Source organism: Pandoraea anapnoica, from assembly GCF_902459765.1.
Lineage (GTDB): Bacteria > Pseudomonadota > Gammaproteobacteria > Burkholderiales > Burkholderiaceae > Pandoraea > Pandoraea anapnoica.
The window spans coordinates 588,556-614,820 of sequence record NZ_CABPSP010000001.1 but is presented as its reverse complement, the minus strand read 5'-3'; the positions used below and the strand labels follow the sequence as shown (position 1 = coordinate 614,820).

The following is a 26,265-nucleotide window of genomic DNA, read 5'->3' as shown; positions in this document are numbered from 1 at the left end:
CACACAGTAGCGAAAAGTAGTCCCGCACCGGTCTCCCGCAGTACAATCCCCCCACTCCGCATTCCCCTCCGTTGGCCGGTTCGGCGATTCCGAGCCGGGCACGCCACTCCCCCGGGACTTCCACAAGACGTCTGATGTCCATACGCCGGGGATTGGCGCAACCTCGTCAGGCGCGCAAACGCCCGACGACCCGGGCCGGAGGGACGCTTATTCGCACTTGAGGAACACCACTTTGGCTTCATCGGAACACGACCCGTCCCGCGCTGGCGGCGAGCCGGGCGCATCGGCCCAGTCCGCACCGTCCGAACTGCGCCGCTCCCTGTCGGCGCGCCACCTGACGATGATCGCCGTCGGCGGGTCCATCGGCACCGGCCTGTTCGTCGCCTCTGGCGCGACCATCGCGCAGGCAGGCCCCGGCGGGGCGCTGCTCGGTTACGTGCTGATCGGCCTCATGGTCTACTTCCTGATGACGAGTCTGGGCGAACTGGCCGCCGCCATGCCGGTGTCAGGTTCCTTCTCGACCTACGGCGCGCGCTACGTCGACGAAGGCTTCGGCTTCGCGCTGGGCTGGAACTACTGGTACAACTGGGCCGTCACTGTGGCGGTCGACCTCGTGGCTGCGCAACTCGTCATGGCGTACTGGTTCCCCGATATTCCCGGGGTCTACTGGAGCGCTCTCTTCCTCGCGATTACCTTCGGACTGAACGCCTTATCGGCACGCGGTTTCGGCGAGGCCGAATTCTGGTTCGCGCTCATCAAAGTGATTGCCGTACTGGCCTTCGTGGCGATGGGCGTGATGATGCTGCTGGGCATTATTCGCGGCGGCGAAACCGGTGGCGCGGCCAACTGGACGGTGGGCGACGCGCCTTTCGCTGGCGGCTTTGCAGCGCTAATCGGTGTAGCGATGGTCGTGGGCTTCTCGTTCCAGGGTACCGAACTCATCGGCATCGCAGCGGGCGAGTCCAAGGATCCGGCGCGCAATCTGCCGCGCGCCGTGCGTCAGGTCTTCTGGCGCATTCTGCTGTTCTATGTGGCGGCGATTCTCGTGATCGGCCTGCTGATTCCGTACACCGACCCGCATTTACTGCGCAATGACGTGACCGATATCAGCGTCAGCCCGTTCGCGCTGATCTTCGAGCGCGCGGGACTGCTGGGCGCAGCGTCTGTCATGAATGCCGTGGTGTTGACCTCCGTGCTCTCGGCGGGCAACTCGGGGATGTACGCCGCAACGCGCATGCTCTACAGCCTCGCGCGCGACGGCAAAGCGCCGAAGATCTTCGGCAAGATCTCGCGCAACGGGGTGCCGATGTCTGCGCTGCTGGCGACGGCCGCCGTCGCCGCCCTGTGCTTCTTCACGTTCGTATTCAGCCCCAACGCCGTCTACATCTGGCTGCTCAACACCTCAGGCATGACGGGCTTCATCGCGTGGCTGGGCATTGCGATCAGCCATTATCGCTTCCGTCGCGGCTACGTCCGGCAGGGCCACGATCTGGCCAATCTGCCTTACGTCTCGCCGTTCTTCCCGTTCGGTCCGATCTTCGCGTTCATGCTGTGCCTGATCATCACGCTGGGCCAGAACTACGAGGCATTCCTTCAGGACAGGATCGATTGGGGCGGCGTGGTGGCAACGTACATCGGCATCCCCCTGTTCTTGTTGATCTGGGCGGGCTACCGGCTGGTGCGCGGGTCGCATTTCGTGAAGTATCGCGACATGCATTTCCCGCACGGACAAATGCGCGTCCGCACGTACTCGACGGATGGGCAATCGGTTGGGGAGACGGCCTGAAAGGCTGGCACTTCAGACGTACATTCGGACGTTCCGCAAGGGCGAAGCTGTTGATGTTCAGCCCGCCCTTGCGGTGATTCGCTACTTCACAAATTACTTAAGCACGCTGTCCAGCGCCTTCGCGAACCGGTTCACGGCGGCGTCGACATCGTTGAGCTTGTCGAGGCCGAACAGGCCGATGCGGAACGTCTTGAAGTCTTCCGGCTCGTCGCAGCGCAGCGGTACACCGGCGGCGGTCTGCACGCCCACCTCGGCGAACTTCTTCCCCGAGCGGATGCCGTCGTCGTCGGTGTAGCAAACGACGACGCCCGGCGCTTCGAACCCTTCCGCCGCCACGCTCTTAAAGCCCTTCTCCGCCAGCAGCGCACGAATGCGTCGGCCGAGTTCGAGCTGTTCGTCGCGCACCTTTTCGAGACCGTCGGCCTCGGTTTCCTTGATGACGTCGCGCAGCACGGCGAGACTGTCGGTCGGCATCGTGGCGTGATAGGCGAAGCCGCCCTTCTCGTAGGCTTCCATGATCTGAAGCCACTGACGAAGATCGCACGCGAAGCTGGTGCTGGTGGTGCTGTCGATGCGCTCACGCGCGAGTGCGCCAAGCATCACCAGCGCGCAGCACGGCGATGCACTCCAGCCTTTCTGCGGGGCGCTGATCAGCACGTCTACGCCGCACGCCTGCATATCGACCCACACCGTGCCCGATGCAATGCAATCGAGTACGAACATGCCGCCGACCGAATGCACCGCGTCGGCCACGGCGCGAAGGTAAGCGTCGGGCAGCATCATGCCGGAGGCCGTCTCGACATGCGGTGCAAACACCAGATCCGGCTTCTCTGCCTTGATAGCAGCGACCACTTCGTGGATAGGCGCGGGCGCAAATGGCGCTTGCCGTCCCTCCTGAATGGGACGCGCCTTGAGCACCACCGTCTCCGACGGAATGTTGCCCATGTCGAAAATCTGCGACCAGCGGAAGCTGAACCAGCCGTTGCGAATGACCAGACACTTCTTATTGGTCGCAAACTGGCGCGCCACGGCTTCCATGCCGAAGGTGCCGCTGCCGGGCACGACAACGACCGACGTCGCGTTGTAGACCTTCTTCAGGCCATCGGAAATATCGCGCATCACGCCCTGAAAGCGCTGCGACATGTGATTGACGGAGCGGTCAGTGTAGACGACCGAGTATTCGAGCAAGCCGTCGCGATCGACGTCGGGGAGTAAACCTGGCATGTCTGCCTCCGATAATAGTTATGTGAATCGGTCTGGAACAGATTCTAACGAAATCCCATGGCCAGCGCCCTGATGGAAAGCCCCGGCCCGACCAGGGTTCTCCACGACACCCGCCCGACGCCTGCCTCCGACCTACATGCTGCGCATACCCGCGTCCTCGTCCACGAGCACCGACTTGTCGAGATAGTCGTGGAAGTGCACCGTCACCTGATCGGCGGCGAGCAACACCACCGCGTACGCGGGCGGCTCGTGGCTCTGACGGACCAGGTCGACCGTGTGCATATCGAACGGCACCTGATGGTTCAGGCCGCGCATCGTCGAGTAAGGAATGCCATGCCAACTTCCGCACACCGGGCGATGGACGTGACCGAAGAACAGATGTCGGATGTTCTTGTGTCCGCTCACGCACTTCAGGAACGCCTCTGGATTCGCGAGCCCGATGTGATCGAGGCTCGGAATACCGATGTCGAACGGCGGGTGATGCATGAACAGATAAACCGGACGATCTCTCGCCTCATCCAGCTCACGCGCAAACCACGCCAGTCGAGATTCGCAGTACAGCCCGCCATGTTGGCCTTCGTCCAGCGTATCGAGCATCAGCAGCGTGCCGTCGCCCAGATCGAAGCGGCCCTGCACGAAACCGTCTGCGTCGCGCAAACGATCCGGGAACGATCCGGTGAACGCCGAGCGCAGATCATGGTTGCCCATCAGCGGGAAGACGGGGAACGGCAGGCGCTCGAGTTGCTCGCGCAACGCGGCATAGCCCGACGCTTCGCCGCGATGCGTCAGATCACCAGTGATGACACAGCACTGCGCGTCCGTGTGATTCTCGATAATGTCGTCGATGCACGCGACCAGCCGTGCGTAGGGATCGAGCCCGTACAACGGTTCGCCCGGCGTGACGAGATGGGTGTCGGTGATGTGAATGAACTTTGCCATGCGGATACGCTTTCCCGGGGGAGGAACAGGTGTCGTAGGAATGGGCCAACAATGCCCGTCGCGCAAGAATAGCGTGTGACAGACGGCTGCCATCGTACCCGCGCGCTCAACACCGGGATGAGCTTCCCGCGTCGCGAAACGCTCGTGAGACCGCTCCCCTCGTCTTACCGTTCGAGATAACGGCTCAGATCCCGTTCGCAGTCGAGCATCGCCTGCTCGGCCTGCGGCGGCATGACCATGCCCTGCATGGGGAAGAACGTCACATCCTTGATGCCGATGCAGCCCAGCGCGTGCCGGAGGTACGGCGTGAGAAAGTCCGGCTGACGCGCATTCTCGCCGGTGTGAAAGCCGCCGGACCCGATGATGACAATGGTCGGCCGGTCCTTCAACAATCCCACTTTGCCTTCGGGCGTGTTCGCAAACGTGCGCCCGATGCGCAACACGTAGTCGATCCACAACTTGAGCGCCGCCGGCACCGTGAAGTTATGCATCGGTGTGGCAATCGCGAGAAACGACGTGGTCTCAATCTCTTCGATCAGTTGCTCTGACAAGACGAAATGGGTCGGATCCGGCTCCCTCGACGTGATGGCCATCGCGTAGTCGACCGAGATCGGCGGCAAGGGCGACGCGACCAGATCGCGAACGATCACCGGGCCATCGCCATAGCGCCGGGCGTTGTTTTCCAAAAATGTCTGGGCCATGCCGAATGAGCGGCTGGCCGGGCCGTGAGGACTCGCGTTGAGCAGAAGGCTTCTCATCGACCCACCTGCCCCGACGTCGTCAATGTTTCCGTGAAATGCATGCCCTTCGCGAGCAGACCATTGCGGAAGTAGAAACGTTGCGCAAGCGCCATGTGCAGCCCGGTATCCAGCACGAAATTGGCACACCCAGCCTCGCGCGCAATCGCCTTCACCTCGCTTAGCAGTTGCGATCCCACGCCGCCGCGCTTGTTGTCGGCCGCCACGACGAGATCGTCGACATAGACGAACCGGCCGTATAGCAGGTTCGTCACGTGACGGTAGCCTGCCAGTCCGAGCAAACGCTCGCCGTCGAACGCTCCCAACAAGCGGTACGACTCGTTGCGCTGAGCCTCCACCTGATCTGCGAACGCCTCGGCGCTCGCAAGATGCGGGCGAAGTTCTTTCATGATGGGAAAGGCTGCGCACACCGCGCCCCGGGTCTCAAGGTGATAGAAAGTAAGCAACGTGTTCATGGTCTCTCCGATAGTCGTTCACTCAGGACTCTATCTATCGGGTTTGCGCCGAACCAGAGACAAGAACTGTCGAAACATCCGGGACAAGACACGTCCTTGGCGCACAGCGGTGCCGCAGTGACATCCCCCACATCACTGCACACTGATTCACTGCGCCACCCATCCTTTCGCTTGCCCCGACGCCATCTGCGCGCGAAGCTCCGCCACCAGATAATCGACGAACGACGCGATGCGCGCCGAGATCGCGGTGTTGCGGTAGTACACGGCGTGAATCGGCTGACGCACGTCCTGCGCCTGACGCGCCAGCACTGGCGCGAGACGGCCCGCCTCACAGTCACGCGCCGTCATGAAATCGGACAGGCACACGATGCCTGCCCCCTCCAGCGCGAGTTGCCGAAGCGTCTCGCCGCTCGACGACATCACATCCGGCTCGATCCGATAGGGCTCGCCATCTGCGCCAAGAATCGGCCACACGTTCAGCGATTCCGGTTGCGAGAAACCAAGCAGCGTGTGCTTCGCCAGATCCTCCACGCGGCGCGGATGTCCGTGCTTTTCCAGATAAGCCGGACTCGCGAACATGCGTGTGCGGCTGTTACCGATGAGTCGGCTATGCAGCGTCGAATCCTTCAGGCGGCCGATGCGGATGGCCACATCCGTGCGGCGCTCCAGCAAATCGATGAAGCCTTCGTTGCTGTTGAGCTCAAGCTCCACCTCGGGATAACGCTCACGATAGCCCGGCACCAGCGGCACGATCACGTGCAACATGAACGGTGTCGCGGCATCGACACGCAGTCGGCCGGACGGTTTTTCGCGTCGCGTGACCATCTGCTCTTCCGCGCTCTCGACCGAATCGATGATGGCGCGCGCGTTCAGCAAGAACGCGTTGCCCTCCTCCGTCAGCTCCAGCCGACGGGTCGTGCGGCGCAGCAGCGTCGTCTTCAATTTCTCTTCGAGCCGCCCCAATGTCCGGCTGGTGGCCGACACCGTCAGGTCCAGTTGCTGGGCCGCCGCCGTGATCGACCCCGTATCCACTACGGCCACAAAGGCTTGCAGTTCGTCGAGCGTGATCTTCATTGTTGATTTGAAATCAAAATAATTTCGTTTATAGGCTACTTTTTCTGCAAAAGTAAAGCGCGCAGACTGCCGTTCAACTTCACCGACCCGGGAATTCCCGTCATGAACCAGTCCTCCCCCCAAACCTCGACATCGTCGGCGCACGCCACGCTGTCGCTTCTGGCCCTGGCCATCGGCGCGTTCAGCATCGGCACGACGGAGTTTTCGCCGATGGGCCTGCTCCCCGTGATTGCCGAGGGCGTCCACGTCTCGATCCCGACGGCGGGCATGCTGATTACGACTTACGCCCTCGGCGTGATGATCGGCGCGCCCATCATGACGCTCATCATGTCGCGCTGGTCGCGCCGCACGGCACTGATCGCGCTGATGGCCATCTTCACCATCGGCAACCTGCTCTCGGCAGTCTCGGCGAACTACACGACGCTGCTGCTTGCCCGTCTCGTGACGAGCCTGAACCACGGCGCGTTCTTCGGGCTGGGCTCGATCGTCGCCGCCAGCGTGGTGCCGCGAGAGAAGCAGGCCAGCGCGGTCGCCACCATGTTCATGGGGCTGACGATTGCGAATATCGGCGGGGTACCTGCCGCTACGTGGCTAGGCCAAACCATCGGCTGGCGCATGTCGTTCGCCGCGACGGCCGGACTCGGCCTGATCACCATGCTCACGCTGCGCTTCGCGCTGCCCAAGGGCGAAGCCGGACGCATGCCGGATATCCGCCGCGAGTTGTCGGTGCTCACCCGCCCGGTCGTGCTGATGGCGATGGCGACGACCGTGCTCGGTGCGGGCGCGATGTTCACCCTGTACACGTACATCGCACCGACGCTGCAAACCATCACTGGCGCATCGCCCGGCTTCGTCACCGCGATGCTCGTGCTGGTGGGCGTCGGCTTCTCAGTCGGCAACATCGCGGGCGGCAAACTCGCCGACCGATCGATCAACACCAGTCTGATCGTCTTTCTGGTGCTGCTCGTCGCGATCATGCTCGCCTTCCCCATCCTGGCCCGCACGCATATCGGCACCGCCCTCGCGGTCGTGGTCTGGGGTATCGCAACGTTCGCCCTCGTGCCTCCGCTGCAAATGCGGGTGATGCGCGCCGCCTCCGAAGCGCCGGGACTCGCGTCGTCGGTCAACGTCGGGGCCTTCAACCTCGGTAACGCCGTGGGGGCTGCCGCCGGTGGCGCCGTGATTTCCGCCGGCTATGGCTACACAGCGGTGCCTATCGTCGGGGCGTTGATTGCCGGATCGGGCCTCTTGCTGGTGCTGCTGCAAATGGCGATGCACCGCACGCCGATGCAGACCGTCGGGAACTGAGCGCCGGTTTCGCGCCCTCGATTCGAATTCAAAAATGATTGACCTCTGACGGCGTTTATTTCATCAGTCAGCGCCGCCAGAATGGTCGTCATTCGCAACACGTCACAACACACAGCAGCACGTTTTTCGTCACCCAATAGATTAAGGAGCTCACGATGAGCCACATTCCCGCTTTCGGTCTCGGTACGTTCCGCCTCAAGGACCAGGTTGTCATCGATTCAGTGCGTACCGGCCTTGAACTTGGCTATCGCGCTGTGGACACCGCGCAGATCTATGGCAACGAAGCCGAAGTCGGTCAGGCGATTGCCGAGTCCGGCGTCGCTCGCGACGATCTGTTCCTCACCACGAAAATCTGGGTCGAGAACTATGCCAAGGGCAAGCTCGCCGCGAGCCTCGAAGACAGCCTCACGAAGCTGCGCACCGACTACGTCGACCTCACGCTGATCCACTGGCCCGCGCCGGACAATGGCGTGTCGCTCGACGAGTTCATGACTGCGCTGGCGGACGCGAAGGCCAAAGGTCTGACGCGTCAGATCGGCATCTCGAACTTCAACATCGAGTTGACGAAGCAGGCGATGGCCGCCGTGGGCAAAGACGCCATCGCGACGAACCAGATCGAACTGAGCCCGTATCTGCAAAACCCGAAACTCGTGGGTTTCCTTGAGGAACAGGGCATTCACGTCACGTCGTACATGACGCTCGCTTACGGCAAGGTGCTGGGCGACGCCGTGATTGGCAAGATCGCACAACGGCATCAGGCCACGCCCGCGCAAGTGGTGCTCGCCTGGGCGCTGCAACGCGGCTTCTCGGTGATTCCGTCGTCGACCAAGCGTGAAAATCTGGCGAGCAATCTGCTGGCACAAACACTGCGTCTGACGGACAACGACATGGCGCAGATCGCCGCGCTCGACCGCAACGGCCGCGAAGTCAGCCCGGACGGACTCGCCGCCAAGTGGGACGATTGATCGCGCCGGTCATCCCCACGATCCAACCCTCACGTCGCGTCCTAAGCGCCGCGACGACAACACCGCACTCATCATGACTCAGGATCCTCTGTTTCAACCGCTGCAACTCGGCGCGATCACGCTGCCGAACCGTATCGTGATGCCGCCCATGACCCGCTCGCGTGCGAGCCAGCCCGGCGATATCCCCAACGCCCTGATGGCCGAGTACTACGCGCAACGCGCCGGTGCCGGTCTGATCGTCAGCGAAGGCACGTACATCGCGCCGCTCGGCAAAGGCTATGCGTGGACGCCCGGCATTCATTCGCCAGCACAGGTCGACGGCTGGCGCACCGTGACAGAAGCCGTGCATGCCGCTGGCGGTCATATGTTCGCGCAATTGTGGCACGTGGGCCGACTGAGCCACACGAGCCTGCTCGGTGGCCGTCAGCCCGTGTCGTCGTCGCCGATTCAGGCCGAAGGGGTGAACGTCTTCATCGCTGGCGAAGACGGCACGACGCCCGGCTTCGTGCAGGCATCGGCACCGCGCGCGCTGAGCATCAAGGAAATCGGTGAGATCGTCGATCAGTACCGCGCGGCGGCCCGCAACGCCATCGAAGCGGGTTTCGACGGCGTGGAATTGCACGGCGCCAATGGCTATCTCGTGAACCAGTTCATTGACTCGAATGCCAACGCGCGGACTGACGCCTACGGCGGCTCGCTGGAAAACCGTCTGCGCTTCCTGCGCGAAGTGACCGAAGCACTGACCGAGGGCGTGGGCGATGCGAAGCGCGTCGGCATCCGTCTCGCCCCGCTGACCACGCTCAACGGCTGCGTCGACGCCGATCCGGAAACGACCTACCTCGCAGCGGCGAAGTTGCTGGGTGAGTTGGGCGTCGGCTACGTCCACATTGCAGAAGCAGACTGGGACGATGCGCCGGTGATGCCGGTGGAATTCAAGCTGAAGTTACGTGCGGTGTACCCGGGCTTGCTGATTTACGCAGGCGGCTACACGGCGGAGCGCGCGCGTGAAGCCGTCTCGGAGGGATGGGCCGATCTCATCGGCTTCGGCCGTCCGTTCGTGGCCAATCCGGACCTGACGGAGCGCCTGCGCGTCGGTGCACCGCTGGCCTTGCATCATCGCGACACGTTGTTCGGTGGCGGTGCGCGCGGCCTGACGGACTATCCAGTGATGGTCAAAGAAGCGGCCTGAGCTGACTGGCGGACGTCATGATGACGTAGCGACGCGCGCCTTCCCCGCGCGTGTCGCCCGCCAGCAGAGGATCGACCCGCCGCAGACCATGCACGCGCCCTGCCAGAAGGGCGCGGACAGCGGCGTGTGCAACAGCAATGCGGCGAGCGCCGCAGACAGTACGGGGATGAAATACGACGCGCCGACGAGGATCGTCACATTGCCGCGCAGGATACCCACGTTCCACGCCGCGTAACCGAAGCCCATCGCGGCGGCGGCCAGCACGAGATAAACGCCCGAGTGCAGGTCCAGCGACATCGCACCACCGCCACCGGCGAAATACTTGATCCAGAGCGCGACGGCCACGAGCATGAAGAACGGCGTCACGCCATTCTTGCCCTCGGCGATGCGCGCCGTCACCGTGCAATACGCCGCCCAGATAATCGCGCCGACAAACGCCAGTCCATAGCTCAACGGGTTATCGGCAATGTTGACGAGCATGCCGGGCAGATCGAGCCCCTGATCGCCGCCAAGCACCCAGCAGATGCCAAGCATAGACAACACAAAACCGGGCACGACCAGCCAGTTCGCGCGCTGCTTGTTGAAGAGAATGGCGCAAACGAGTGTGAACGTCGGCCACAGGTAATTCACCATACCGACCTCAATCGCCTGACGCGCCGTATTCGCGTAGCCGATGGACAGCGACAGACACAGTTCATACGCGACGAACAGCAAACCGCCCCACACCAGATAGCGACGCGGGAACGTGCTGAGTTTCGGGAAGCCGACCGTCAGAACGAGGAACAGCGACGCCACCGAGTAGATCGCCGCAGCGCCACCCGTCGCACCCAAGCTTTCGCTCACGCCGCGAATCAGCGCCACAATCGACGCCCAGAGCACCACCGCGCTCAGTCCAATGAGTGTCGCCTTGTTCCTGCTGTTCATGCGGTTGCCTGCGTCGATGGAAGGTAAGTGGCCAGCGCAGGATTATACGAAACGCATGGCGTCGTGCGACGCTCACCCCACCAACCGACGTACCGCGCTCTCGCACTCCTCCACCAGCCGCGCCAAGACATCCGCCGCTGCAGGCAGATCGCCGATCAGCCCGGCCGACTGACCGAGTTCGACCTTGCCCCACTCAACGTCGCCATCGAGCGCCGCCTGTTTGAGCGAACTGGACTTGAACAGCGCATCGTACGCAGCCGCGTCCGGCTCTTCCTTGTCGGCCAGCAACACGCGCTCTGCGAATTGATTGCGCGTCATGCGAACGGGAAGGCCACGCACGCCGACGAGTGTCGTACCGTCGATATCGGTATCGAGCACCACGCGCTTGTAGTTCTCATGCACGCCCGCCTCGCGCGTCGCAAGAAACCGCGTGCCGAGTTGCACGGCATCCGCACCGAGTGCCAGCAACGCCGCCACACCATAGCCATCCGCCACGCCACCGCCAGCCACGATCGGCAGATCGAATTCGACGATCGCCCGACGTACGGCCACAAGCGTGCTCACACCGTTCACCGGCGGATGCCCACCTGCCTCTGCGCCCACGACGACGAGGGCGTCCACGCCCGCATCCGCTGCTTTGCGCGCGTGGGGCATGGTCGAGACCACGTGAATCCAGCGAACGCCGCGCGACTGAAAGCGTTCGAGATGCGCTTTCGGGCCGCCCTGCGACGCAATCACCACCGGCACGCCTTCCTCTTCGATGACGTCGAGAAACTGCTCGGCCTGCGGGCGGTACAAGGGAATGTTGACGGCGAACGCACCGTCGGTGGCGGACTTTACTTCGCGCACGGTGTCGCGAAAGGCATCGAGATACATCGGACCTGCGGCGATCACGCCGAGCCCGCCCGCATTCGAGACGGCAATCGGCAGCGCCGCGTTGGACGACGCCCAGCTCATCCCGGCCTGGATGATGGGATATTTGATATTCAACAGCCGAGTGAGGCGGGTCTGAAGCATGAAAAGTCCCTCGAAATACCGCGCGGACGCGCATTGACGATGCTCGTCAATCTAAGGGACATATGATGCATTGTCAAACAATTTACCGCAAAACCAACAACTCGATCAAAGCCCTTCTCCAGCCTCTTCACGCTCCTGGTCTAGCATGATCCTCGCCTGATACGTGAGCTTGTCAAGTATTTTAGGCAACGCATCGCGCTCTGCGCGCGTGAGCACAGACAACAGACGGTCGTTGAGTTCTTCGGCGACAGGAAACACCTGCTTCACGAGATCGCGGCCGTGGGCCGTGAGCGAGATGACGACACCGCGTGCGTCCGCGCTGTCGGTGCTGCGCTGGAGAATGCCACGCGCTTCGAGCGCCGTCACCGTACGGCTCATCAGCCCGCGGTCGAACTGCGCCTGCTCGGCAAGCCGATTGAGCGACATACCGTCGCTGCTGTGCAGCAACGCGATAGAGCGCCATTCGTTGAGCGTCAGACCGAAGTTGCGTTCGTACACGCTCGACGAACCCTTCGTGTAGATGTTCGTCAGTTGACGCAGTTGAAACGACGTGAGCTGCCGCAAGTCGGACGGTGCTGCGCTCACCGGTTCGGCCGAGCGCGAAGAGTTGGGCTTGGGCATGTGACGAGTCAGCCGGTAGGCGGGGAAAGGAATGGCGTCATGCTATCGCCTCGCCCGTGCCCGGTCAAACCCGCACATGCCTTGACTCCACACGGATTGCGCACCGCCTTCGGAACGCAATCGCCGGCGCAATCACGGGCGAGAAACACCCTTGGGCAACAGCCGCGCAGGAATACCCACGAGCAACAGAATGCTGCCGAACAACACGAAGCATCCGGCGACCTGCAAGCCGAGCGCGAGACTGCCTGTCGTCGTCTTCACGTAGCCGATCACGCTCGGCCCGACCAACCCGCCCAACGCACCGATGCTGCTCACCACCGCGATCCCGGCTGCCGCACTGGCGGGCGCGAGATAGGTCGACGGAATCGTCCAGAAGACGGACAAACTTGACAGGTGCCCCGCCGTCGCCACCGCCAGCAAGACCACGGCCAGCTCGACGTTGTGCGACAGATACGGCATGACCATGAGGCTCGCCGCCGCAAACATCAGCGGCACCGAAGCATGCCAGCGACGCTCGCGCTGACGGTCCGAATGGCGACTCACGATCAGCATCGACACGATGCCGACCACCGGCGGAATCGCCGAGAGCAGACCGACGTGGAACGGATCTTTCACACCGGTGGACTGAATCACCAGTGGTGCGAAGAACGCGATGGTGCTCGCCAGCACATACGCACAGAACGACACCAGTCCCGCCACGTACACGCGCCAGTCGCCCAGCGCCGCCAGCGTACCGCCGTGACCGTGACCACCTCCACCGCCCTTGCCCGCCTTTTGACGACGCTCCTCATTGAGCACGTGCGTCAGCCGCGCCTTCTCGTCGTCGCTCAGCCATTTGGCCTGCTCCGGCCGATCCTCCAGCGCGAAGAACACCACGATACCGAGCACGATGGCAGGAATGCCTTCGAGCAGGAACATCCACTGCCAGCCCGCGAGACCATGAATCTGATGGAAGCTGCGCATGATCCAGCCCGACGTCGGCGCACCGATCATCGTCGCAATCGGAATCGCGACGAACGACAACGCCGTCACACGTGCACGCCGCTCCGCCGGAAACCAGTAGCTGAGATACAGGATCAGCCCGGGAAAGAAGCCTGCCTCCGCCGCACCGAGCAGCATGCGTGCGACGTAGAACTCCGTGGGCGTGCGCACGAACATCATGGCGCAGGAGACCGCGCCCCAGAGCGTCATGATGCGCAACAGCGTCTTGCGTGCACCCATGCGGGCGAGCATGAGGTTGCTCGGCACCTCGAACAGCAGAAAGCCGACGAAGAACAAACCCGCACCGATGCCGTAGACAAGATCGCTGAAATGCAGATCCGCCTTGAACTGAATCTGCGCGATGCCGATGTTCGCCCGGTCGATGTAGTTGATGATGTAGCAAACGAACAGCAACGGCAGCGTGCGCCAGGCGATCTTGCGGTAGGTCGATTCCTCGACTACCTGACCGGCCGCACTTGCAACGGGCGTGTCTGTCCCGCCGAACGGCTGTGACGCCGTCGTCGTATGTGAAGTCATGTCTCCTCCAATCTTGATTTTTTGATGAGGTTCGGTCGTGGGGCGGACGTCGTGTCCATCGACGTCCCGCCGTCAGGTGTCAGGACAAACCGAACTCCCGAATCGCGTAATCGCGCAGCTTGTTCTTCTGCACTTTCGAGCTACCCGTCATGCCGATGCCGTCGAACGAATCGACGAATCGCAGGTATCTCGGCACCTTGAAATTCGCCGCACGCGCGCGACACCAGTCGATCAGCGCCTCGCTCGTGACGTCCGCTCCGGGGCGCAGCACCACGAACGCCGCAGGCACTTCGCCCAGACGGGCATCCGGCACCCCCACGACCTGCGCCAGTTGCACCGCCGGATGCGTGAACAGGGTCTCTTCCACTTCGGCGGGCGCCACGTTCTCGCCACCGACGCGGAACACATCCTTCAGACGGCCGAGCATGCGCATGCGCCCTTCGCCGTCAATCACACCGAGATCGCCCGTGCGCAGCCAGCCATCGTCGCTGAAGGCCTGCGCCGTCTCCTTCGGCTTGTTGTAATAGCCTTTCATCACGCTCCAGCCGCGCACCTGAATCTCGCCGGGTTCGTCCGCACCGAGCACGTCGCCCGTCTCCGGGGACACCGTGCGAATCTCGATACCGGGATGCGGGCTCGCCCATCCGCCCACGCGCAATTCGAGCGGATCGCGCCAATCGTTGAGCACCACGTTGGGCGACGCTTCCGATTGCCCATACGCGCCGACCATGTAAGGCACGCCCATCACGTCGTGAATCTTCTGCATGATTTCCGGCCCCGCCGCCGCCCAACCGCCACGCAGGTGAATGCGCTCGCGACGGAATTCGGGGTGGCCCATCATCATCAGGAAAATCGTGTCGTTGCCGGACGTCAGCGTGCAGCGCTCTTCATCGAGAATGGTCAGCACACGCGCCACATCGAACGATGGCACCGACAACAGACATGCCCCCGTCACCAGCGAGACGAGCAGCGACATCGTCGTGCCCGCCACATGGAAGAACGGACGCACGCTGAAGTAGCGGTCATCGGCACGCACACCGATGCGCTGCGCCGACGCGGCGGCATTCATCAGCATGTTGCGATGACGTAGCAACACGCCCTTCGGGAACGACGTCGTGCCAGAGGTGTACTGAATCAGCAGCACGTCGTCGGGCGAGACTGCCGCCGAGCGGCGCGCGACTTCGTCACGCAACGCAGGCGTGTCCAGCAATGCGTCGAAATGCTCGACACCTTCCGGCAAACCTCGCGCGCTATCGCCCACCATCACGGCGCGACGCAGCAGCGGCAGAGAGTCGCCCGGCAATTGCGCATCGAAGGCGGGCTCAACACCGCGCAGCAGGCTCGTGTAGTCGATGTTGAGGAACGTGTCGACATAGAACAGCACGCGCACGTCACCCTGACTCAGGCAGTAGTTCAGCTCGTCGGACTTGAATCGGGTGTTGACGGGTACGGCGACCGCACCGATCGATGCCGCCGCGTAAAACAGCACCACCCAATCCACCGAGTTGCCCATCAGAATGCCGACATGCTCGCCGTGCCGAACGCCGAGATGCACCATGCGCGCGGCCGCCTGCGCGACGCGCTCACTCAAGGTGCGATAGTCGACACGCTCGCCTTCGATCACCAGCGCTTCGGCTCCCGGCGTTGCACGCGCACGCGCCTCAAGAACGGCGGGCAGCGTGACCGGCCCTTGGAGCCCGAACTGGCTGGCGTAGCTTTCGTGGCCCACATCATGAACTTCAGGCATGACCGCCTCCCTGCTTCGTATCCTGGTTTGCCGCATGATCGACGTCGTTGCTCGTGCCACTGCCGAAGCGCGCGATCTTGCTGCCCCAATCGGGACTTTGCAGCAACGTGTCGATGGCGAGCAGCTCGATGGCGAGCGCACCGGCGGGGTCCGTCTCAACGCCACGGTCGATGCAATCCTTCGTGAGACGCATCGCCAGCGGCGGCGCAGCGGCAATCGTCTGCGCCATCACACGCACGGCGTCCAGCGCGCCGTCCGCTGGCACGATGCGCGACACCAACCCGGCCTCGCGCGCTTCCTGCGCCGACAACGTGCGACCGGTGAAGGCCATGTCTTTGGCAAGACGCTTTCCCACAGCGCGCGGCATGCGCTGCGTGGCGCCGACCGTCCCCCAAAGCGCTTCGGGAGTGCGGAATGCGGCGGCATCGGTCGCGACGATGAAGTCGCATGCCATGGCGATCTCGCCGCCCGACCCGATAGCCGGACCTTCCACAAGCGCGATGCACGGCTTGCCGATCTGCTCGATGGCGTCGTAAGCGGCAAACGCCTTGATACGGCGCGCGCGCACATCGTCAAGACTCATGCCCTGACGCTCCTTCAGATCCGCCCCCGCGCAGAACACCGGCCCGTTGGCGCGAACGATCACGCAGCGTACCGAGTCGTCGCCGCGCAATGCCTGAACGGTGGCGCGCAGTTCGTCGCACATCGCGGCGTTCAGCGCGTTGCGCTGCTGCGGCCGGTTCAGCACGACTTCGACGACCGCGTCCTGACGCACGATCTCTAATGTCTCCCAACTTTTCATGCTTGTCTTTCCTAACGTCGAATCGAATTCAGATGGCGCCTTCGCGACGCAAATCCGCGATTTGCGCCGGGTCATAACCGAGCGTCGCCAGCACCTGCTCAGTGTGCTCACCCAGCAACGGCGGACGTCCCACTTCGGGATCGGCAAAGCCGTCGAACTTGAACGGCACCGGCAGCGCGCCGAACTTGCCGATGGACGGATGTTCGAACTCGCCCACCATGCCGCGCGCCAGCACGTGCGGATCGGCGAGCACTTCGTCAACATGCTGGATCGGGCCTGCGGGGACACCGGCGGCGTCGCACGCATCGCACAACTCGCGACGCGTTCTGCCAGCGATGGCAGCCGTCAGCACCGCCATCAGGCGGTCGCGATGCTCGACACGGCCCGCATTGGTCGACAGCGTGGTGTCGGCCGCCAGCTCGTCGAGGCCGAGCAACTCGCACAACGGCAGCCAGTGTTGATCGCTGCACGTGATGTGGACGTAGGCCCCGTCGCTGCACTCAAACGTGGCTGACGGCACACGTCCCGGATGCTCCGTTCCCAGACGCGGCGGCACCTCACCCAACGCGAAGTAACGGCCAGCGGCCAGAGTTAGCAGACTGACCTGACCGTCGAGCATCGAGAAATCGACGTGGCAGCCTGCGCCCGTTTGCGTGCGCCCCTGCAAGGCACTGAGAATCGCAATCGCGATCCACAGGCCCGACGACAGATCGGCGATCGGCAGCCCCGGCTTGACCGGACCGCCGCCTCGCTCGCCCGTCAGACTCATCAGCCCGCCCATCGCCTGAAAGACGGTGTCATAGCCCTTGCGTTTCGCGTACGGGCCGGACTGACCGAATCCCGTGCACGAGACGTAGATGAGTTTCGGATTGGCCTCGCGCATCGCCGCCTGATCGAGGCCGTAGCGCTTGAGGGTACCGACGGGGAAGTTCTCCAGCAGCACATCGGCACGCGACGCCAGCTCGCGAATGATCGCGCGCCCCGCTTCCGTCTTCATGTTCGCCGTCACGGACTGCTTGCTGCGGTTGCAGGCGAAGTAGTACGCCGACTCGTCGCCGACTTTCGGCTCGAACGTACGTGTCTCGTCCCCGCTGCCCGGTTGCTCGATCTTGATGACCGTCGCGCCCAGTTCCGCCAGGATCATGTCGGCGAACGGGCACGCCAGCACGCGCGCCAGTTCGAGGATGGTCACGCCCGCCAGCGGCTTCATCGGTGCGCTCACGGCTTCGGGGCGCGCTTGGGGAAGCTGCGCATCATCAGGTTCGTATCGAGCGAGACGTCGAACGCCTGCGTAAGCGGCAAATCCGCCACGCGATGGAACAGACGCTTGGTCGCCGTCATCGACACCGGATCGTAGTCTGCCAGACGCGCGGCAAGCGCCACGGCGTCGTCGACCAGCGCGCTGTCGGGGCTGACACGATTGGCAAGGCCCAGCGCCAGCGCGCGCGACGCGTCGACGGTATCGCCTGTCGACACCAGCTCGAACGCCGTCTTGCGGCCCACCTGACGCACCAGATTCGCCATCACGATGGCCGCCACGATGCCGTGCTTCAGTTCCGGATAGCCGAGCTTGAGGCTCTCGCCCACCACGAGCAGATCGCACGCCAGCGCCAGTCCCGCGCCGCCCCCCATTGCATAGCCCTGCGCCGCACCGACGACCGGCGTGCCGATCTCGACGAACGCCCGATGCAGCGACGTGGTGAGGTGCGCACGCTTGAGCGCGGCCTGCGCGGCGTCGGCATCGCTGCCGCCCGCCACGAAGCCGCCGAATTCCTTGACGTCGGCCCCGGCACAGAAGCTCTGTCCTGCACCGGCGAGCACGATGGCGTTCACTTCGGGATCGGCATCGGCCTCACGCAACGCCGCCAGCAGCGCCTGCGTCAGTTCGTTGTTCAGCGCGTTGCGCTTGTCGGGGCGATTCATCGTGATCACGCGTACAGCGCCGCGATCTTCGATCAACAGGGAGTCGGGATACGGCATGTTTCGGGAGGTTCGGGACATCGGATTCATCAGCCAGAGGTGAGACAAGGTATCGCGGCTAGCCTAATCCACAAAATGTGACGTCGTCAAACAAAATAATCCAATATTCGTTCGGAACCTTCGAATACACCGCAATTATTCGAATAATTTACGGGAAACCCCTTGTGCGTCGATTTATAAATTATTTGACATTGCATCACATTAAATGATTTCATGCGCTCCATCCGAACTCACTTCTGGCGCGCAGCGCCGCATGTCATGTCCGATCTGATCCTGTGCGAATGCTTCGCCCGCGACGGCCTGCAGCACGAGACCGCGTTCCTCTCCACCGACACCAAACGCGACCTGATCGATCAGTTCGCGCGCGCCGGATTTCGTCGCGTGGAAGCCACGTCCTACTCCAATCCGACCGTGGTGCCGCAGTTTGCCGACGCGAGCGAGTTGCTCGCCGTGCTGCCGCGCGTCGATGGCGTTCACTACAAGGCGACGTGTGCCAACACGCGCGCCGTCGAGCGCGCGCTGACCGATCTCGACGCCGGGATCGGCGTCAACGAAATCAGCCTGCTGGTCTCGGCGAGCGATTCTCACTCGGAGCGCAACCTCAAGCAGTCGCGTGCGGGTCAGTGGCTTCGCGTCGAAGCGATGGCGAAAGCGGCGCAAGGCCGTTTCCGTCTGGTCGGTACGATTTCCGTGGCGTTCGGCTGTCCCTTTGAAGGCGTGATCGATCCGGCCAGCGTCATGGAAGATGTGGCGCGCTTCGCATCGCTCGGTGTGAAATACATCACGCTCGGCGACACCATCGGCGTGGCGACGCAGGCGTCGACGAAGGCGCTGTTCGCGCAGATGCTGTCGTCGTTCCCGGACGTCCACGCCATCGCGCACTTTCACGACACCCGCGGCACCGGCATCGTCAACTACCTCGCCGCGCTCGAAGCAGGCGTGACTCACTTCGACGTCGCCTTTGGCGGCACGGGCGGCCATCCCGCGAAGGTGCAATACGGCGGTGGAGTGACCGGCAACGTCTGCACGGAGGACTTCGTCAACGTGCTTGAAACGATGGGCGTCGACACCGGCATCGATCTGACGGCCATGATGGCGGCCTCGCAAGCCTGTGAGACGGCGCTCGGTCGCCAGTTGGCGAGCCGCGTGGCCCGCACCGGTCTCAATCCGATGTTGCGTCCGAAGCTAAGCGCCAGTCCGGCGACGACGAAATGAGCCGGGACGCCGCCGACCTCGACCGCGAACTGCGCATCGAATCGCAGTTCTGTCTCGATAACGGATTCGCACTCGTCGACGCCGGAGACGGCACGGCCGTACTCGCCTGCGATGTGCTCGACCGGCATACGAATCGTCACGGCAACGCGCACGGCGGCCTGATTGCGGCGCTGCTGGACACGGCGATGGGCGTGGCCACGCGTGCGAGCGGTGCGTTCGACAACCTCGGCACCGCCAGCCTCACGATCAACTACCTGCGCCCCGCACGCGGGCGAATCACCGCACACGCACGGGTGCGCCGCAGCGGCCGCACGCTCGCGTTCTGCGAGGCCGAAGTGCTCGACGCGCAAGGCCGCCCGCTCGCTACCGCCAGCGCCGTGTTTGCCGTCGCAACGCGGACTGCCGCACCACCCGCCTGATCCACCACCGCAACACCACAAAAACCACATCGGAGACACGTTTCATGCCTTTCGCAACACGACGCCGCCTCGGGTACGCCGCGGCCTGCCTGTCCTTTGCCTCGCCGCTGCTACTTGCCTCCGCGAGTGCGCACGCCGAAGTCACTCTTTATGGTTTGATCGACACGGCCATCCGCTACGAGACCAATGCCAACGCGAGCGATGGCAAGCTGTTCAGTGCCTCGCAAGGCTCGTTTACCGGGTCGCGCTGGGGCATCAAGGGCACGGAGAAACTTGCACCGGATCTGGAGACGTTCTTCGTGCTGGAGAGCGGTTTCAGTCTCGACGACGGCACGTCGTTGCAAGGCACGAAGAGCGCGGGCTTCGGACAGGCGTCGTCCAACGGCGCGGGACGGCTGTTCGGCCGCCAGGCGTTCGTCGGCGTGCGCGGCAGCTACGGCGCGTTATCGGTCGGCCGTCAGTACAGCGTGGGCTATACGGCGATGGGCGCAGCACAGATCTTCAACAATCCGAACCTCGATACTCTGATCGTCGCGAGCAACTATGTCGGCAGCCGACTCGACAACACCGTTAAGTACACGCTCGACGCCGGTGGCTTCTCGCTGGGCACGGCCTACACGTTCGGCAACGCCGCGAGCGATACGCATGCGAACTCGGGGGTGGGGGTGACGGCCGGTTATACGGCGGGTGGAGTCAACGGCACGCTGCTTTACCAGCGCCTGACATCGGCGGACGGCACGCAGTCGCGCAACACGTTCGGCTTCTCAACGGGCGCGGCGTTCGGCGCATGGCGGGCGACGGCAGGCTACCTGCACAGCCAACTGACCGAAGTCGAGACGCGCAACAATGTCATGCTGCTCGGCCTGAGCTACAACCCGCTGCCTGCGCTGACGCTTGGGGTCGGCGGATTCGTCGACTGGCAGGCGCAACCGGGCGGCAAACGTACCGCCGTCTACGGTATGGCCGATTACCAGTTGAGCAAGCGCACGGACGTCTATCTGGAAGTCGATCACAACAACATCAGCGGCAAATACACGCTGATCGCCTCGCAAGGCACCTACGGTAGCAAGGTCGGGGTCTCGCTGGGGCTGCGTCATACCTTCTGACAGGACGCCGAACTGTTCTGGCCGGGAAGTGGCGAATCTGTATCTGTTATTGAGGTGGCGGCGTGACTAGAATCTGGTCACTCCTCCCACCGATGAAGGATTTCCGTGCTCCGCATTCTCGGCAGACCCGCTTCCATCAACGTACGCAAGGTGTTGTGGCTCGCTCATGAGCTTGGCATTCCATTCACCAACGAACCGTGGGGCAACGGCGACAACTCGCGCAAGCTCGATAGCCCGGAGTTTGCGGCGCTCAATCCGAATCTGATGGTGCCGGTGATCGAAGACGGGGGCTTCGTTCTCTGGGAGTCGAACAGCATCCTGCGTTATCTCGCCGCGTCGCGTGAACGCACGGACCTTTATCCCGTCGACCCCCGCAAACGTGCCCGCGTCGATCAGTGGATCGACTGGCAGTCGTCCGACCTGAACCCGGCGTGGAAGTACTCTTTCCTGTCGCTGATTCGTCGCTCACCCGGCTACGACGATCCGCAGGCGCTCGCCACCAACACTGCGCGCTGGAACGACTTCATGCGCGTGCTCGACCGTCAGTTGCAAACGACGCAGGCCTTCGTGAGCGGCGACAACTTCACGCTCGCCGACATCCCCGTCGGCCTGTCGGTGCATCGCTGGTTCAGCGTGCCGATCGAGCGTCCGCAATTGGAGGCCGTGTCGGTCTACTACGAAACCTTGTCCGAACGTGAAGGCTTCCGCCTTTACGGACGCAATGGCACGCCGTGACGTTTTAATTGACGAAACATGAGGGAATGGATACCGTCACATCCACATAGTGCTGAATCTGTGAAATTCTCACCGTTAGGATGACTGACATTCCCCCATGAAGATCGATAACGGAATCACACAGGCGCTCACCGGACGCGCGTCGTCGGGCATAGCTTCAGGGCATGGCCGCACCGACATCGATTCGTTTCGTGCCGTACTCGCCGAAAAGACGCAACAGCCTGTCAAAGCGAACGCCGACGCGCAACAGACCACTCGTCAGATCGACTTCGGCAACATGACACGTCAGCAGATGCGCGACTGGGCTAACGATCAGATTCGCAGCGGCCAGATGTCGCTCGACGATAGCTCGCCGTTCATGGCGATGACGATGAAGGTGCCGGTCGATGGCAGCGCCGAGATTCCGGCAGAGCTCGACCCGGAGCGCATCGACTTTGCGCAGCGTGCACGTGAGGGCATCGCGGGCGCTCTCTCGCTGAACGATCCGGCCAACGCGAAGCGCTTGCAACAGGCGCTGGACATCATGTCGCGCCATCAAGGTCAGACGGTCGGCATTTCGACGTCCGCCTGACATCGTCGCCCGCTCCGGCGAACTAGCGCGAGGTTGACGTCGCCTCGGCCATCGTCTCGCGCATGACCTCGGCCAGGGCGATGACACCCGCTTCGATGTGCTCCAGCCGGATCGACGAAAAGCCGAGCCGGAACATGTTGCGCGGCGGGTTATCCCCCATGAAAAACACATCGCCCGGCTCGATCAGAATGCCGCGCGACTTTGCCCGCGCCGCCAGCACGTTCGCGTTCAACTGCGGTGGCCCCTGCACCCAACACGACGCCCCACCCTTCACGCGCACGAACGACGCTTCCGGCATGTGCGTCGTGAGCGCAGCGCTCAGCACTTCGGCACGCTTGGCGTAGGTGTCGGCCAGACGTCGCAACAGCGCATCGTGATGACCCAGCGCGAGAAACATGGAGAACGAACGCTGGATGAACGCCGACGGGTGACGAATCATCAACCGGCGCAACGCACGCAGCTCATTGACCAGCGCCGCCGGCGCGACGATATACCCCAGCCGCAAGCCGGGCGCGAACGACTTCGACAGACTGCCGATGTAGATCACCCGGTCGCTGCGGTCGAGACTCTTGAGCGCCGGAATCGGAATGTCCGAATAGCTGTTCTCGCTCTCGTAGTCGTCTTCGATCACCACAAAGTCGTCGGCCTCTGCGCGACGCAGCAGCGCCTCGCGATGCGCCAGCGGCATGGTGGTGGTCGTGGGGCATTGGTGCGACGGCGTCACGTACACGTAATCGCAGTGCGACAACCGCTCGTCCACCGGCACCCCGTGCTCGTCGACCGGCAGTCCGACCAGCTTCGGCGTGCGCATCGCGAAGATGTTTCTGGCATCGGGATAACCGGGGTCTTCGACGCCCACCGTCGTACGCGCGCCCACCAGCAAATCGGCGAGAAGATACAGCGCCTGCTGCGCACCATTGGTGAGCACGATCTGATCGGCATCGGCCCACACGCCTCGACGCGGCAATACGCGCGTGCGAATCTGCTGGATCAGCGTTTCATCGTCGCGCGCGATCATGTCCGGCGCCCAGTCTCGAATCTCCATGACGGTGAGCGCCTTGTGGCAGCACTCGCGCCAGTCGGCGGTCGGGAACATGGTCGGATCGAACTGTCCGTAAATGAACGGGTACTGGTACTGCTGCCAGTCGATGGGTTTCACGATGTTGCGCTGCGCTGAAGGCCGCACGACATAGCGTCCCTCCCAGTCGGGCGTGGACGGATCCAGCGGCGCGATGGTGCCAGCGAATTCCGTCTCCGCCCGCCCTTCCGGCGCGTGCTTCCCGTCACGGCTATCGCGTCCGTCCCGCGCACTTGCGGGCTGCGACCCGACGCGCGGCGCGAGGATATCGCCATTGACGAAGTAGCCGCGCCGCTCCCGCGCGATCAGATAGCCCTCGTCGACCAGTTGCTGGTAGGCCAGCACCACCGTGTTGCGCGCTACGCCCAGCCCTTCGGCCAGCTCGCGCGACGACGGCACGGCCGCGCCGCGCATCAGTCGCTCGTCCAGAATCGCCGACACGAGCATCTGGCGAATCTGGCTCTGCAAACTCATGCCCGCTCGCGCCGACACCAAAAACAACTGGTTCCACATCGCCGCAGAAATCCGGCTCGACATCGCGTCCCCTTTTTGTCTGTCACTTCTAGAACGTCAATTATTACTCATGAGACGGTGACGTTTATTCCGAATTGGGGTTTATCCGCAGACGAGCGAAAACAGGCGAGATTCGAGCATTCATGCGGCTTACGGGCCGATCACGGGGCAACTGGACCAGTTGGCATCATCAAATGCGGCCAACTGGCTCTAACGAACAAAAATGCGCGCGGCAATGATGCACTCACTTGACGCCGATTTGTCATGCCAGATGCGTCAACCCGAGAGTTCCACCGAAAACCTTTCGAACTGAGGTGAACCATGACTGGACTTCCGAACCGGCTGCGACGGGTATTCGCGGCAACGGCACTGGCGGCTGCGGCCTTGCCCGCAACCCTGATGCTCGGATTGGCGGCGCCCGCAACGGCGCAGGCGCAGGAGAAAGAGGTGACGATCGCGTATCAGCAGATCGTCGATCCGTGGCTGGTTGCCATTTCGAGCGGTGAGTTCGAGAAGGCGACGGGTTACAAGATCCACTGGCGCCAGTTCGAATCGGGGGCCAAGGTCGCTACGGCGCTCGCCTCGGGCGACATCAAGATCGGCGTGCTTGGCTCCAGCCCCATGGCGGCGGCCGTCTCGCAAGGACTGGACCTGCAACTGTTCTGGATCCTGGACGACATCAACCAGGCCGAAGCGATGGTCGTGCGCAATGCGTCGAACATCAAGACGCCCGCCGACCTGAAGGGCAAGAAGATCGGCGTGCCGTTCGTCTCGACGACCCACTACCACACGATGTTTGCGCTGCAGCAATGGGGCATCAAGCCGACCGAAGTACAGGTCCTCAATATGCAGCCGAACCAAATCGTGGCCGCATGGGAGCGCGGCGACATCGATGCGGCTTACGTGTGGGATCCGGCACTCGCGCAGATCAAGCAAAGCGGTCATGTGCTGATCACGTCGGGCGAATTGTCGAAGCAGGGCAAACCGACGTTCGATGGCATCGCCGTGGACCGCAAGTGGGGTGAAGCGAATGCCGAGTTCATGGCGAAGTTCGTCAAAGTGATCGCCAGCGCCGATGCGGCTTACCGTCAGAATCAGGCGGCCTGGACGCCGGGCTCTGCGCAGGTGAAGTCCATCGTCAAGATGATCGGCGGCAAGCCGGAAGACGTGCCGGGCGCACTGTCGCTCTACGCCTATCCATCGGCCGAGCAACAGGCATCTGCGGAATGGCTCGGCGGCGGCAAGGACAGCCGCGCTGCGAAGGCACTGAAAGATACCGCCGACTTCCTGAAGGGCCAGCAGAAGATCAATGCCGTCAAGGCGGACTACACGCCGTTCGTCACGTCGCGTTACGTCGACGCCGCGCTCAAACTGAAGTAAGCCGCACCGGGGCCGACGCGCCGGCCGGTTGTGCGGCGCGCCATCCCCTCCCCCGATCGCTGGATTAGCTGGATCGACTGGAGAAGGGCTTCATGGAACAACTTATCGTCAACGACGTCAGCGTCGTATATCCCGGCCGGCGTCCCGGTGAGCAGGTGCAGGCGCTCGCCCACGTCGATCTGACCATCGCACCCGGCGATTTTGTTGTGGCGCTCGGCGCTTCGGGCTGCGGCAAGACCACGCTGCTCAGTCTGATGGCCGGCTTCATCGCCCCTACGTCCGGAGAATTGCTACTCGGCGACGCCCCCATCGAAGGCCCCGGCGCCGACCGTGGCGTCGTCTTCCAGAAGCACGCACTGCTGCCGTGGCTGAGCGTGATGGAAAACACCGAATTCGGTTTGAAGCTGCAAGGCATTCCCAAGACGGAGCGACGCGCCCGCGCCGCACGCAATCTGGCGCTCGTGGGCTTGCAGGACTTCCACAATCACATGATCTACCAGCTCTCGGGCGGCATGCAGCAGCGCGTGGGGATTGCACGGGCGCTGACCTGCAATCCGTCGATGTTGCTGATGGACGAACCGATGGCAGCGCTCGACGCGCTCACCCGCGAGACCATTCAGGAACTGTTGCTCGACGTCTGGCGCGAGACGCAGAAGATGATTTTCTTCATCACGCACAGCGTGGAAGAAGCGTTGTTTCTCGCCAGCCGCCTCATCGTGATGTCGCCGCGGCCTGGGCGCATCACCCACACCTACGAACTCGACTTCAACAAGCGCTATCTCGAAAACCGCGATGCGCGCGCCATCAAGTCGAGCCCCGATTTCATCGCCATGCGCGAGACGGTGCTCAGCATCATCTACGGTGACGAGCGTGCCGGGCAGACTGCGTCTGCCGGTGCGGTCGCGGCCTGACGTGCCTGATCGAAGCCGGAGACGAGCCAT

The 26,265-nt window shown here is 63.1% G+C and carries 25 protein-coding genes; 11 read left to right on the top strand and 14 right to left on the bottom strand.

Annotation, left to right across the window (positions count from 1 at the left end):
• The first annotated feature begins 307 nt into the window (after positions 1–307).
• The gene (locus PAN31117_RS02890; RefSeq protein WP_370855719.1) at positions 308–1,786 is read left to right on the top strand and encodes an amino acid permease; all 1,479 of its coding nucleotides are present in this window, start codon (positions 308–310) and stop codon (positions 1,784–1,786) included.
• Between the two features lie 93 nt (positions 1,787–1,879).
• Here the strand turns inward: PAN31117_RS02890 and PAN31117_RS02885 are convergent, their stop codons facing one another.
• From PAN31117_RS02885 to PAN31117_RS02865, 5 genes are all read right to left on the bottom strand, one after another.
• A complete protein-coding gene (locus PAN31117_RS02885) occupies positions 1,880–3,010 on the bottom strand; it encodes an aminotransferase class V-fold PLP-dependent enzyme (RefSeq protein ID WP_150736842.1) in 1,131 nt (376 codons plus the stop codon).
• 132 nt (positions 3,011–3,142) lie between these two features.
• Positions 3,143–3,949, bottom strand: coding sequence for a phosphodiesterase (locus PAN31117_RS02880; protein ID WP_150736841.1), 807 nt, complete (start codon positions 3,947–3,949; stop codon positions 3,143–3,145).
• Positions 3,950–4,113: 164 nt separating this feature from the next.
• On the bottom strand, positions 4,114–4,707 hold the full coding sequence (locus PAN31117_RS02875) for an FMN-dependent NADH-azoreductase (protein ID WP_150736840.1): 594 nt from the start codon (positions 4,705–4,707) through the stop codon (positions 4,114–4,116).
• Entirely contained in the window at positions 4,704–5,162 is a 459-nt protein-coding gene (locus PAN31117_RS02870) for a GNAT family N-acetyltransferase (RefSeq protein WP_150736839.1), read from the bottom strand. The genes PAN31117_RS02875 and PAN31117_RS02870 overlap by 4 nt, the downstream gene beginning before the upstream one ends.
• A 147-nt stretch (positions 5,163–5,309) precedes the next feature.
• A complete protein-coding gene (locus tag PAN31117_RS02865) occupies positions 5,310–6,236 on the bottom strand; it encodes a LysR family transcriptional regulator (protein WP_150736838.1) in 927 nt (308 codons plus the stop codon).
• 102 nt (positions 6,237–6,338) lie between these two features.
• Between PAN31117_RS02865 and PAN31117_RS02860 the strand changes: the two genes are divergently transcribed.
• The 3 genes from PAN31117_RS02860 to PAN31117_RS02850 all read left to right on the top strand — a co-directional run bounded on the left by PAN31117_RS02860 (position 6,339) and on the right by PAN31117_RS02850 (position 9,698).
• Complete coding sequence (locus PAN31117_RS02860) at positions 6,339–7,544, top strand: MFS transporter (RefSeq protein ID WP_150736837.1); 1,206 nt, start codon at positions 6,339–6,341, stop codon at positions 7,542–7,544.
• A gap of 155 nt (positions 7,545–7,699) precedes the next feature.
• On the top strand, positions 7,700–8,509 hold the full coding sequence (gene dkgB, locus PAN31117_RS02855; RefSeq protein WP_150736836.1) for a 2,5-didehydrogluconate reductase DkgB: 810 nt from the start codon (positions 7,700–7,702) through the stop codon (positions 8,507–8,509).
• Between the two features lie 73 nt (positions 8,510–8,582).
• Positions 8,583–9,698, top strand: coding sequence for an alkene reductase (locus PAN31117_RS02850; RefSeq protein ID WP_150736835.1), 1,116 nt, complete (start codon positions 8,583–8,585; stop codon positions 9,696–9,698).
• A gap of 15 nt (positions 9,699–9,713) precedes the next feature.
• On the opposite strand, the gene yddG is transcribed toward PAN31117_RS02850, so the two are convergent.
• The 8 genes from yddG to PAN31117_RS02810 all read right to left on the bottom strand — a co-directional run bounded on the left by yddG (position 9,714) and on the right by PAN31117_RS02810 (position 18,328).
• Positions 9,714–10,622, bottom strand: a complete 909-nt coding sequence (yddG, locus tag PAN31117_RS02845) for an aromatic amino acid DMT transporter YddG (protein ID WP_150736834.1) — start codon at positions 10,620–10,622, stop codon at positions 9,714–9,716.
• Positions 10,623–10,694: 72 nt separating this feature from the next.
• Positions 10,695–11,639 carry an NAD(P)H-dependent flavin oxidoreductase gene (locus PAN31117_RS02840; protein ID WP_150736833.1) on the bottom strand — a complete coding sequence of 315 codons (945 nt, stop codon included), beginning with the start codon at positions 11,637–11,639 and terminating at the stop codon, positions 10,695–10,697.
• A 105-nt stretch (positions 11,640–11,744) separates the two neighbouring features.
• Positions 11,745–12,260 (bottom strand): MarR family winged helix-turn-helix transcriptional regulator, encoded by a 516-nt coding sequence (locus tag PAN31117_RS02835; RefSeq protein WP_150736832.1) that lies wholly within the window; start codon positions 12,258–12,260, stop codon positions 11,745–11,747.
• A gap of 132 nt (positions 12,261–12,392) precedes the next feature.
• Positions 12,393–13,778 carry an MFS transporter gene (locus PAN31117_RS02830; RefSeq protein ID WP_150736831.1) on the bottom strand — a complete coding sequence of 462 codons (1,386 nt, stop codon included), beginning with the start codon at positions 13,776–13,778 and terminating at the stop codon, positions 12,393–12,395.
• Between the two features lie 79 nt (positions 13,779–13,857).
• On the bottom strand, positions 13,858–15,525 hold the full coding sequence (locus PAN31117_RS02825) for an AMP-binding protein (RefSeq protein ID WP_150736830.1): 1,668 nt from the start codon (positions 15,523–15,525) through the stop codon (positions 13,858–13,860).
• Complete coding sequence (locus tag PAN31117_RS02820; protein ID WP_150736829.1) at positions 15,518–16,327, bottom strand: enoyl-CoA hydratase/isomerase family protein; 810 nt, start codon at positions 16,325–16,327, stop codon at positions 15,518–15,520. Before PAN31117_RS02820 ends, PAN31117_RS02825 begins: the two co-directional genes overlap by 8 nt.
• A 28-nt stretch (positions 16,328–16,355) precedes the next feature.
• Positions 16,356–17,549, bottom strand: a complete 1,194-nt coding sequence (locus PAN31117_RS02815; protein WP_246188876.1) for a CaiB/BaiF CoA transferase family protein — start codon at positions 17,547–17,549, stop codon at positions 16,356–16,358.
• Positions 17,546–18,328: an enoyl-CoA hydratase/isomerase family protein gene (locus PAN31117_RS02810; protein ID WP_246188875.1), complete on the bottom strand. Its 783-nt coding sequence runs from the start codon at positions 18,326–18,328 to the stop codon at positions 17,546–17,548. Before PAN31117_RS02810 ends, PAN31117_RS02815 begins: the two co-directional genes overlap by 4 nt.
• Before the next feature lie 237 nt (positions 18,329–18,565).
• On the opposite strand from PAN31117_RS02810, the gene PAN31117_RS02805 reads away from it, so the two are divergent.
• From PAN31117_RS02805 to PAN31117_RS02785, 5 genes are all read left to right on the top strand, one after another.
• Complete coding sequence (locus PAN31117_RS02805) at positions 18,566–19,522, top strand: hydroxymethylglutaryl-CoA lyase (protein ID WP_150736828.1); 957 nt, start codon at positions 18,566–18,568, stop codon at positions 19,520–19,522.
• Positions 19,519–19,941 carry a PaaI family thioesterase gene (locus PAN31117_RS02800; protein WP_150736827.1) on the top strand — a complete coding sequence of 141 codons (423 nt, stop codon included), beginning with the start codon at positions 19,519–19,521 and terminating at the stop codon, positions 19,939–19,941. Before PAN31117_RS02805 ends, PAN31117_RS02800 begins: the two co-directional genes overlap by 4 nt.
• A 44-nt stretch (positions 19,942–19,985) precedes the next feature.
• Positions 19,986–21,047, top strand: a complete 1,062-nt coding sequence (locus PAN31117_RS02795) for a porin (protein WP_150736826.1) — start codon at positions 19,986–19,988, stop codon at positions 21,045–21,047.
• Positions 21,048–21,152: 105 nt separating this feature from the next.
• Entirely contained in the window at positions 21,153–21,782 is a 630-nt protein-coding gene (locus PAN31117_RS02790) for a glutathione S-transferase family protein (RefSeq protein ID WP_150736825.1), read from the top strand.
• A gap of 97 nt (positions 21,783–21,879) precedes the next feature.
• Positions 21,880–22,353: a hypothetical protein gene (locus tag PAN31117_RS02785; protein WP_150736824.1), complete on the top strand. Its 474-nt coding sequence runs from the start codon at positions 21,880–21,882 to the stop codon at positions 22,351–22,353.
• A 22-nt stretch (positions 22,354–22,375) separates the two neighbouring features.
• Here the strand turns inward: PAN31117_RS02785 and pdxR are convergent, their stop codons facing one another.
• The gene (gene pdxR, locus PAN31117_RS02780; RefSeq protein ID WP_150736823.1) at positions 22,376–23,968 is read right to left on the bottom strand and encodes a MocR-like pyridoxine biosynthesis transcription factor PdxR; all 1,593 of its coding nucleotides are present in this window, start codon (positions 23,966–23,968) and stop codon (positions 22,376–22,378) included.
• Positions 23,969–24,265: 297 nt separating this feature from the next.
• Between pdxR and tauA the strand changes: the two genes are divergently transcribed.
• Both tauA and PAN31117_RS02770 read left to right on the top strand, forming a co-directional pair.
• Positions 24,266–25,324: a taurine ABC transporter substrate-binding protein gene (tauA, locus tag PAN31117_RS02775; protein ID WP_150736822.1), complete on the top strand. Its 1,059-nt coding sequence runs from the start codon at positions 24,266–24,268 to the stop codon at positions 25,322–25,324.
• Positions 25,325–25,416: 92 nt separating this feature from the next.
• A complete protein-coding gene (locus tag PAN31117_RS02770; protein WP_150665506.1) occupies positions 25,417–26,235 on the top strand; it encodes a taurine ABC transporter ATP-binding protein in 819 nt (272 codons plus the stop codon).
• The last annotated feature ends 30 nt before the right edge of the window (positions 26,236–26,265 follow it).

Coding starts and splice junctions, on each gene's coding strand:
- tauA (WP_150736822.1), top strand. CDS start 24,266: ATGACTGGACTTCCGAACCGGCTGCGACGGGTATTCGCGGCAACGGCA.
- PAN31117_RS02885 (WP_150736842.1), bottom strand. CDS start 3,010: ATGCCAGGTTTACTCCCCGACGTCGATCGCGACGGCTTGCTCGAATAC.
- PAN31117_RS02850 (WP_150736835.1), top strand. CDS start 8,583: ATGACTCAGGATCCTCTGTTTCAACCGCTGCAACTCGGCGCGATCACG.
- pdxR (WP_150736823.1), bottom strand. CDS start 23,968: ATGTCGAGCCGGATTTCTGCGGCGATGTGGAACCAGTTGTTTTTGGTG.
- PAN31117_RS02840 (WP_150736833.1), bottom strand. CDS start 11,639: ATGCTTCAGACCCGCCTCACTCGGCTGTTGAATATCAAATATCCCATC.
- PAN31117_RS02830 (WP_150736831.1), bottom strand. CDS start 13,778: ATGACTTCACATACGACGACGGCGTCACAGCCGTTCGGCGGGACAGAC.
- PAN31117_RS02825 (WP_150736830.1), bottom strand. CDS start 15,525: ATGCCTGAAGTTCATGATGTGGGCCACGAAAGCTACGCCAGCCAGTTC.
- PAN31117_RS02835 (WP_150736832.1), bottom strand. CDS start 12,260: ATGCCCAAGCCCAACTCTTCGCGCTCGGCCGAACCGGTGAGCGCAGCA.
- PAN31117_RS02800 (WP_150736827.1), top strand. CDS start 19,519: ATGAGCCGGGACGCCGCCGACCTCGACCGCGAACTGCGCATCGAATCG.
- yddG (WP_150736834.1), bottom strand. CDS start 10,622: ATGAACAGCAGGAACAAGGCGACACTCATTGGACTGAGCGCGGTGGTG.
- PAN31117_RS02805 (WP_150736828.1), top strand. CDS start 18,566: ATGTCCGATCTGATCCTGTGCGAATGCTTCGCCCGCGACGGCCTGCAG.
- PAN31117_RS02865 (WP_150736838.1), bottom strand. CDS start 6,236: ATGAAGATCACGCTCGACGAACTGCAAGCCTTTGTGGCCGTAGTGGAT.
- PAN31117_RS02820 (WP_150736829.1), bottom strand. CDS start 16,327: ATGAAAAGTTGGGAGACATTAGAGATCGTGCGTCAGGACGCGGTCGTC.
- PAN31117_RS02875 (WP_150736840.1), bottom strand. CDS start 4,707: ATGAGAAGCCTTCTGCTCAACGCGAGTCCTCACGGCCCGGCCAGCCGC.
- PAN31117_RS02880 (WP_150736841.1), bottom strand. CDS start 3,949: ATGGCAAAGTTCATTCACATCACCGACACCCATCTCGTCACGCCGGGC.
- dkgB (WP_150736836.1), top strand. CDS start 7,700: ATGAGCCACATTCCCGCTTTCGGTCTCGGTACGTTCCGCCTCAAGGAC.
- PAN31117_RS02785 (WP_150736824.1), top strand. CDS start 21,880: ATGAAGATCGATAACGGAATCACACAGGCGCTCACCGGACGCGCGTCG.
- PAN31117_RS02860 (WP_150736837.1), top strand. CDS start 6,339: ATGAACCAGTCCTCCCCCCAAACCTCGACATCGTCGGCGCACGCCACG.
- PAN31117_RS02870 (WP_150736839.1), bottom strand. CDS start 5,162: ATGAACACGTTGCTTACTTTCTATCACCTTGAGACCCGGGGCGCGGTG.
- PAN31117_RS02810 (WP_246188875.1), bottom strand. CDS start 18,328: ATGTCCCGAACCTCCCGAAACATGCCGTATCCCGACTCCCTGTTGATC.
- PAN31117_RS02795 (WP_150736826.1), top strand. CDS start 19,986: ATGCCTTTCGCAACACGACGCCGCCTCGGGTACGCCGCGGCCTGCCTG.
- PAN31117_RS02770 (WP_150665506.1), top strand. CDS start 25,417: ATGGAACAACTTATCGTCAACGACGTCAGCGTCGTATATCCCGGCCGG.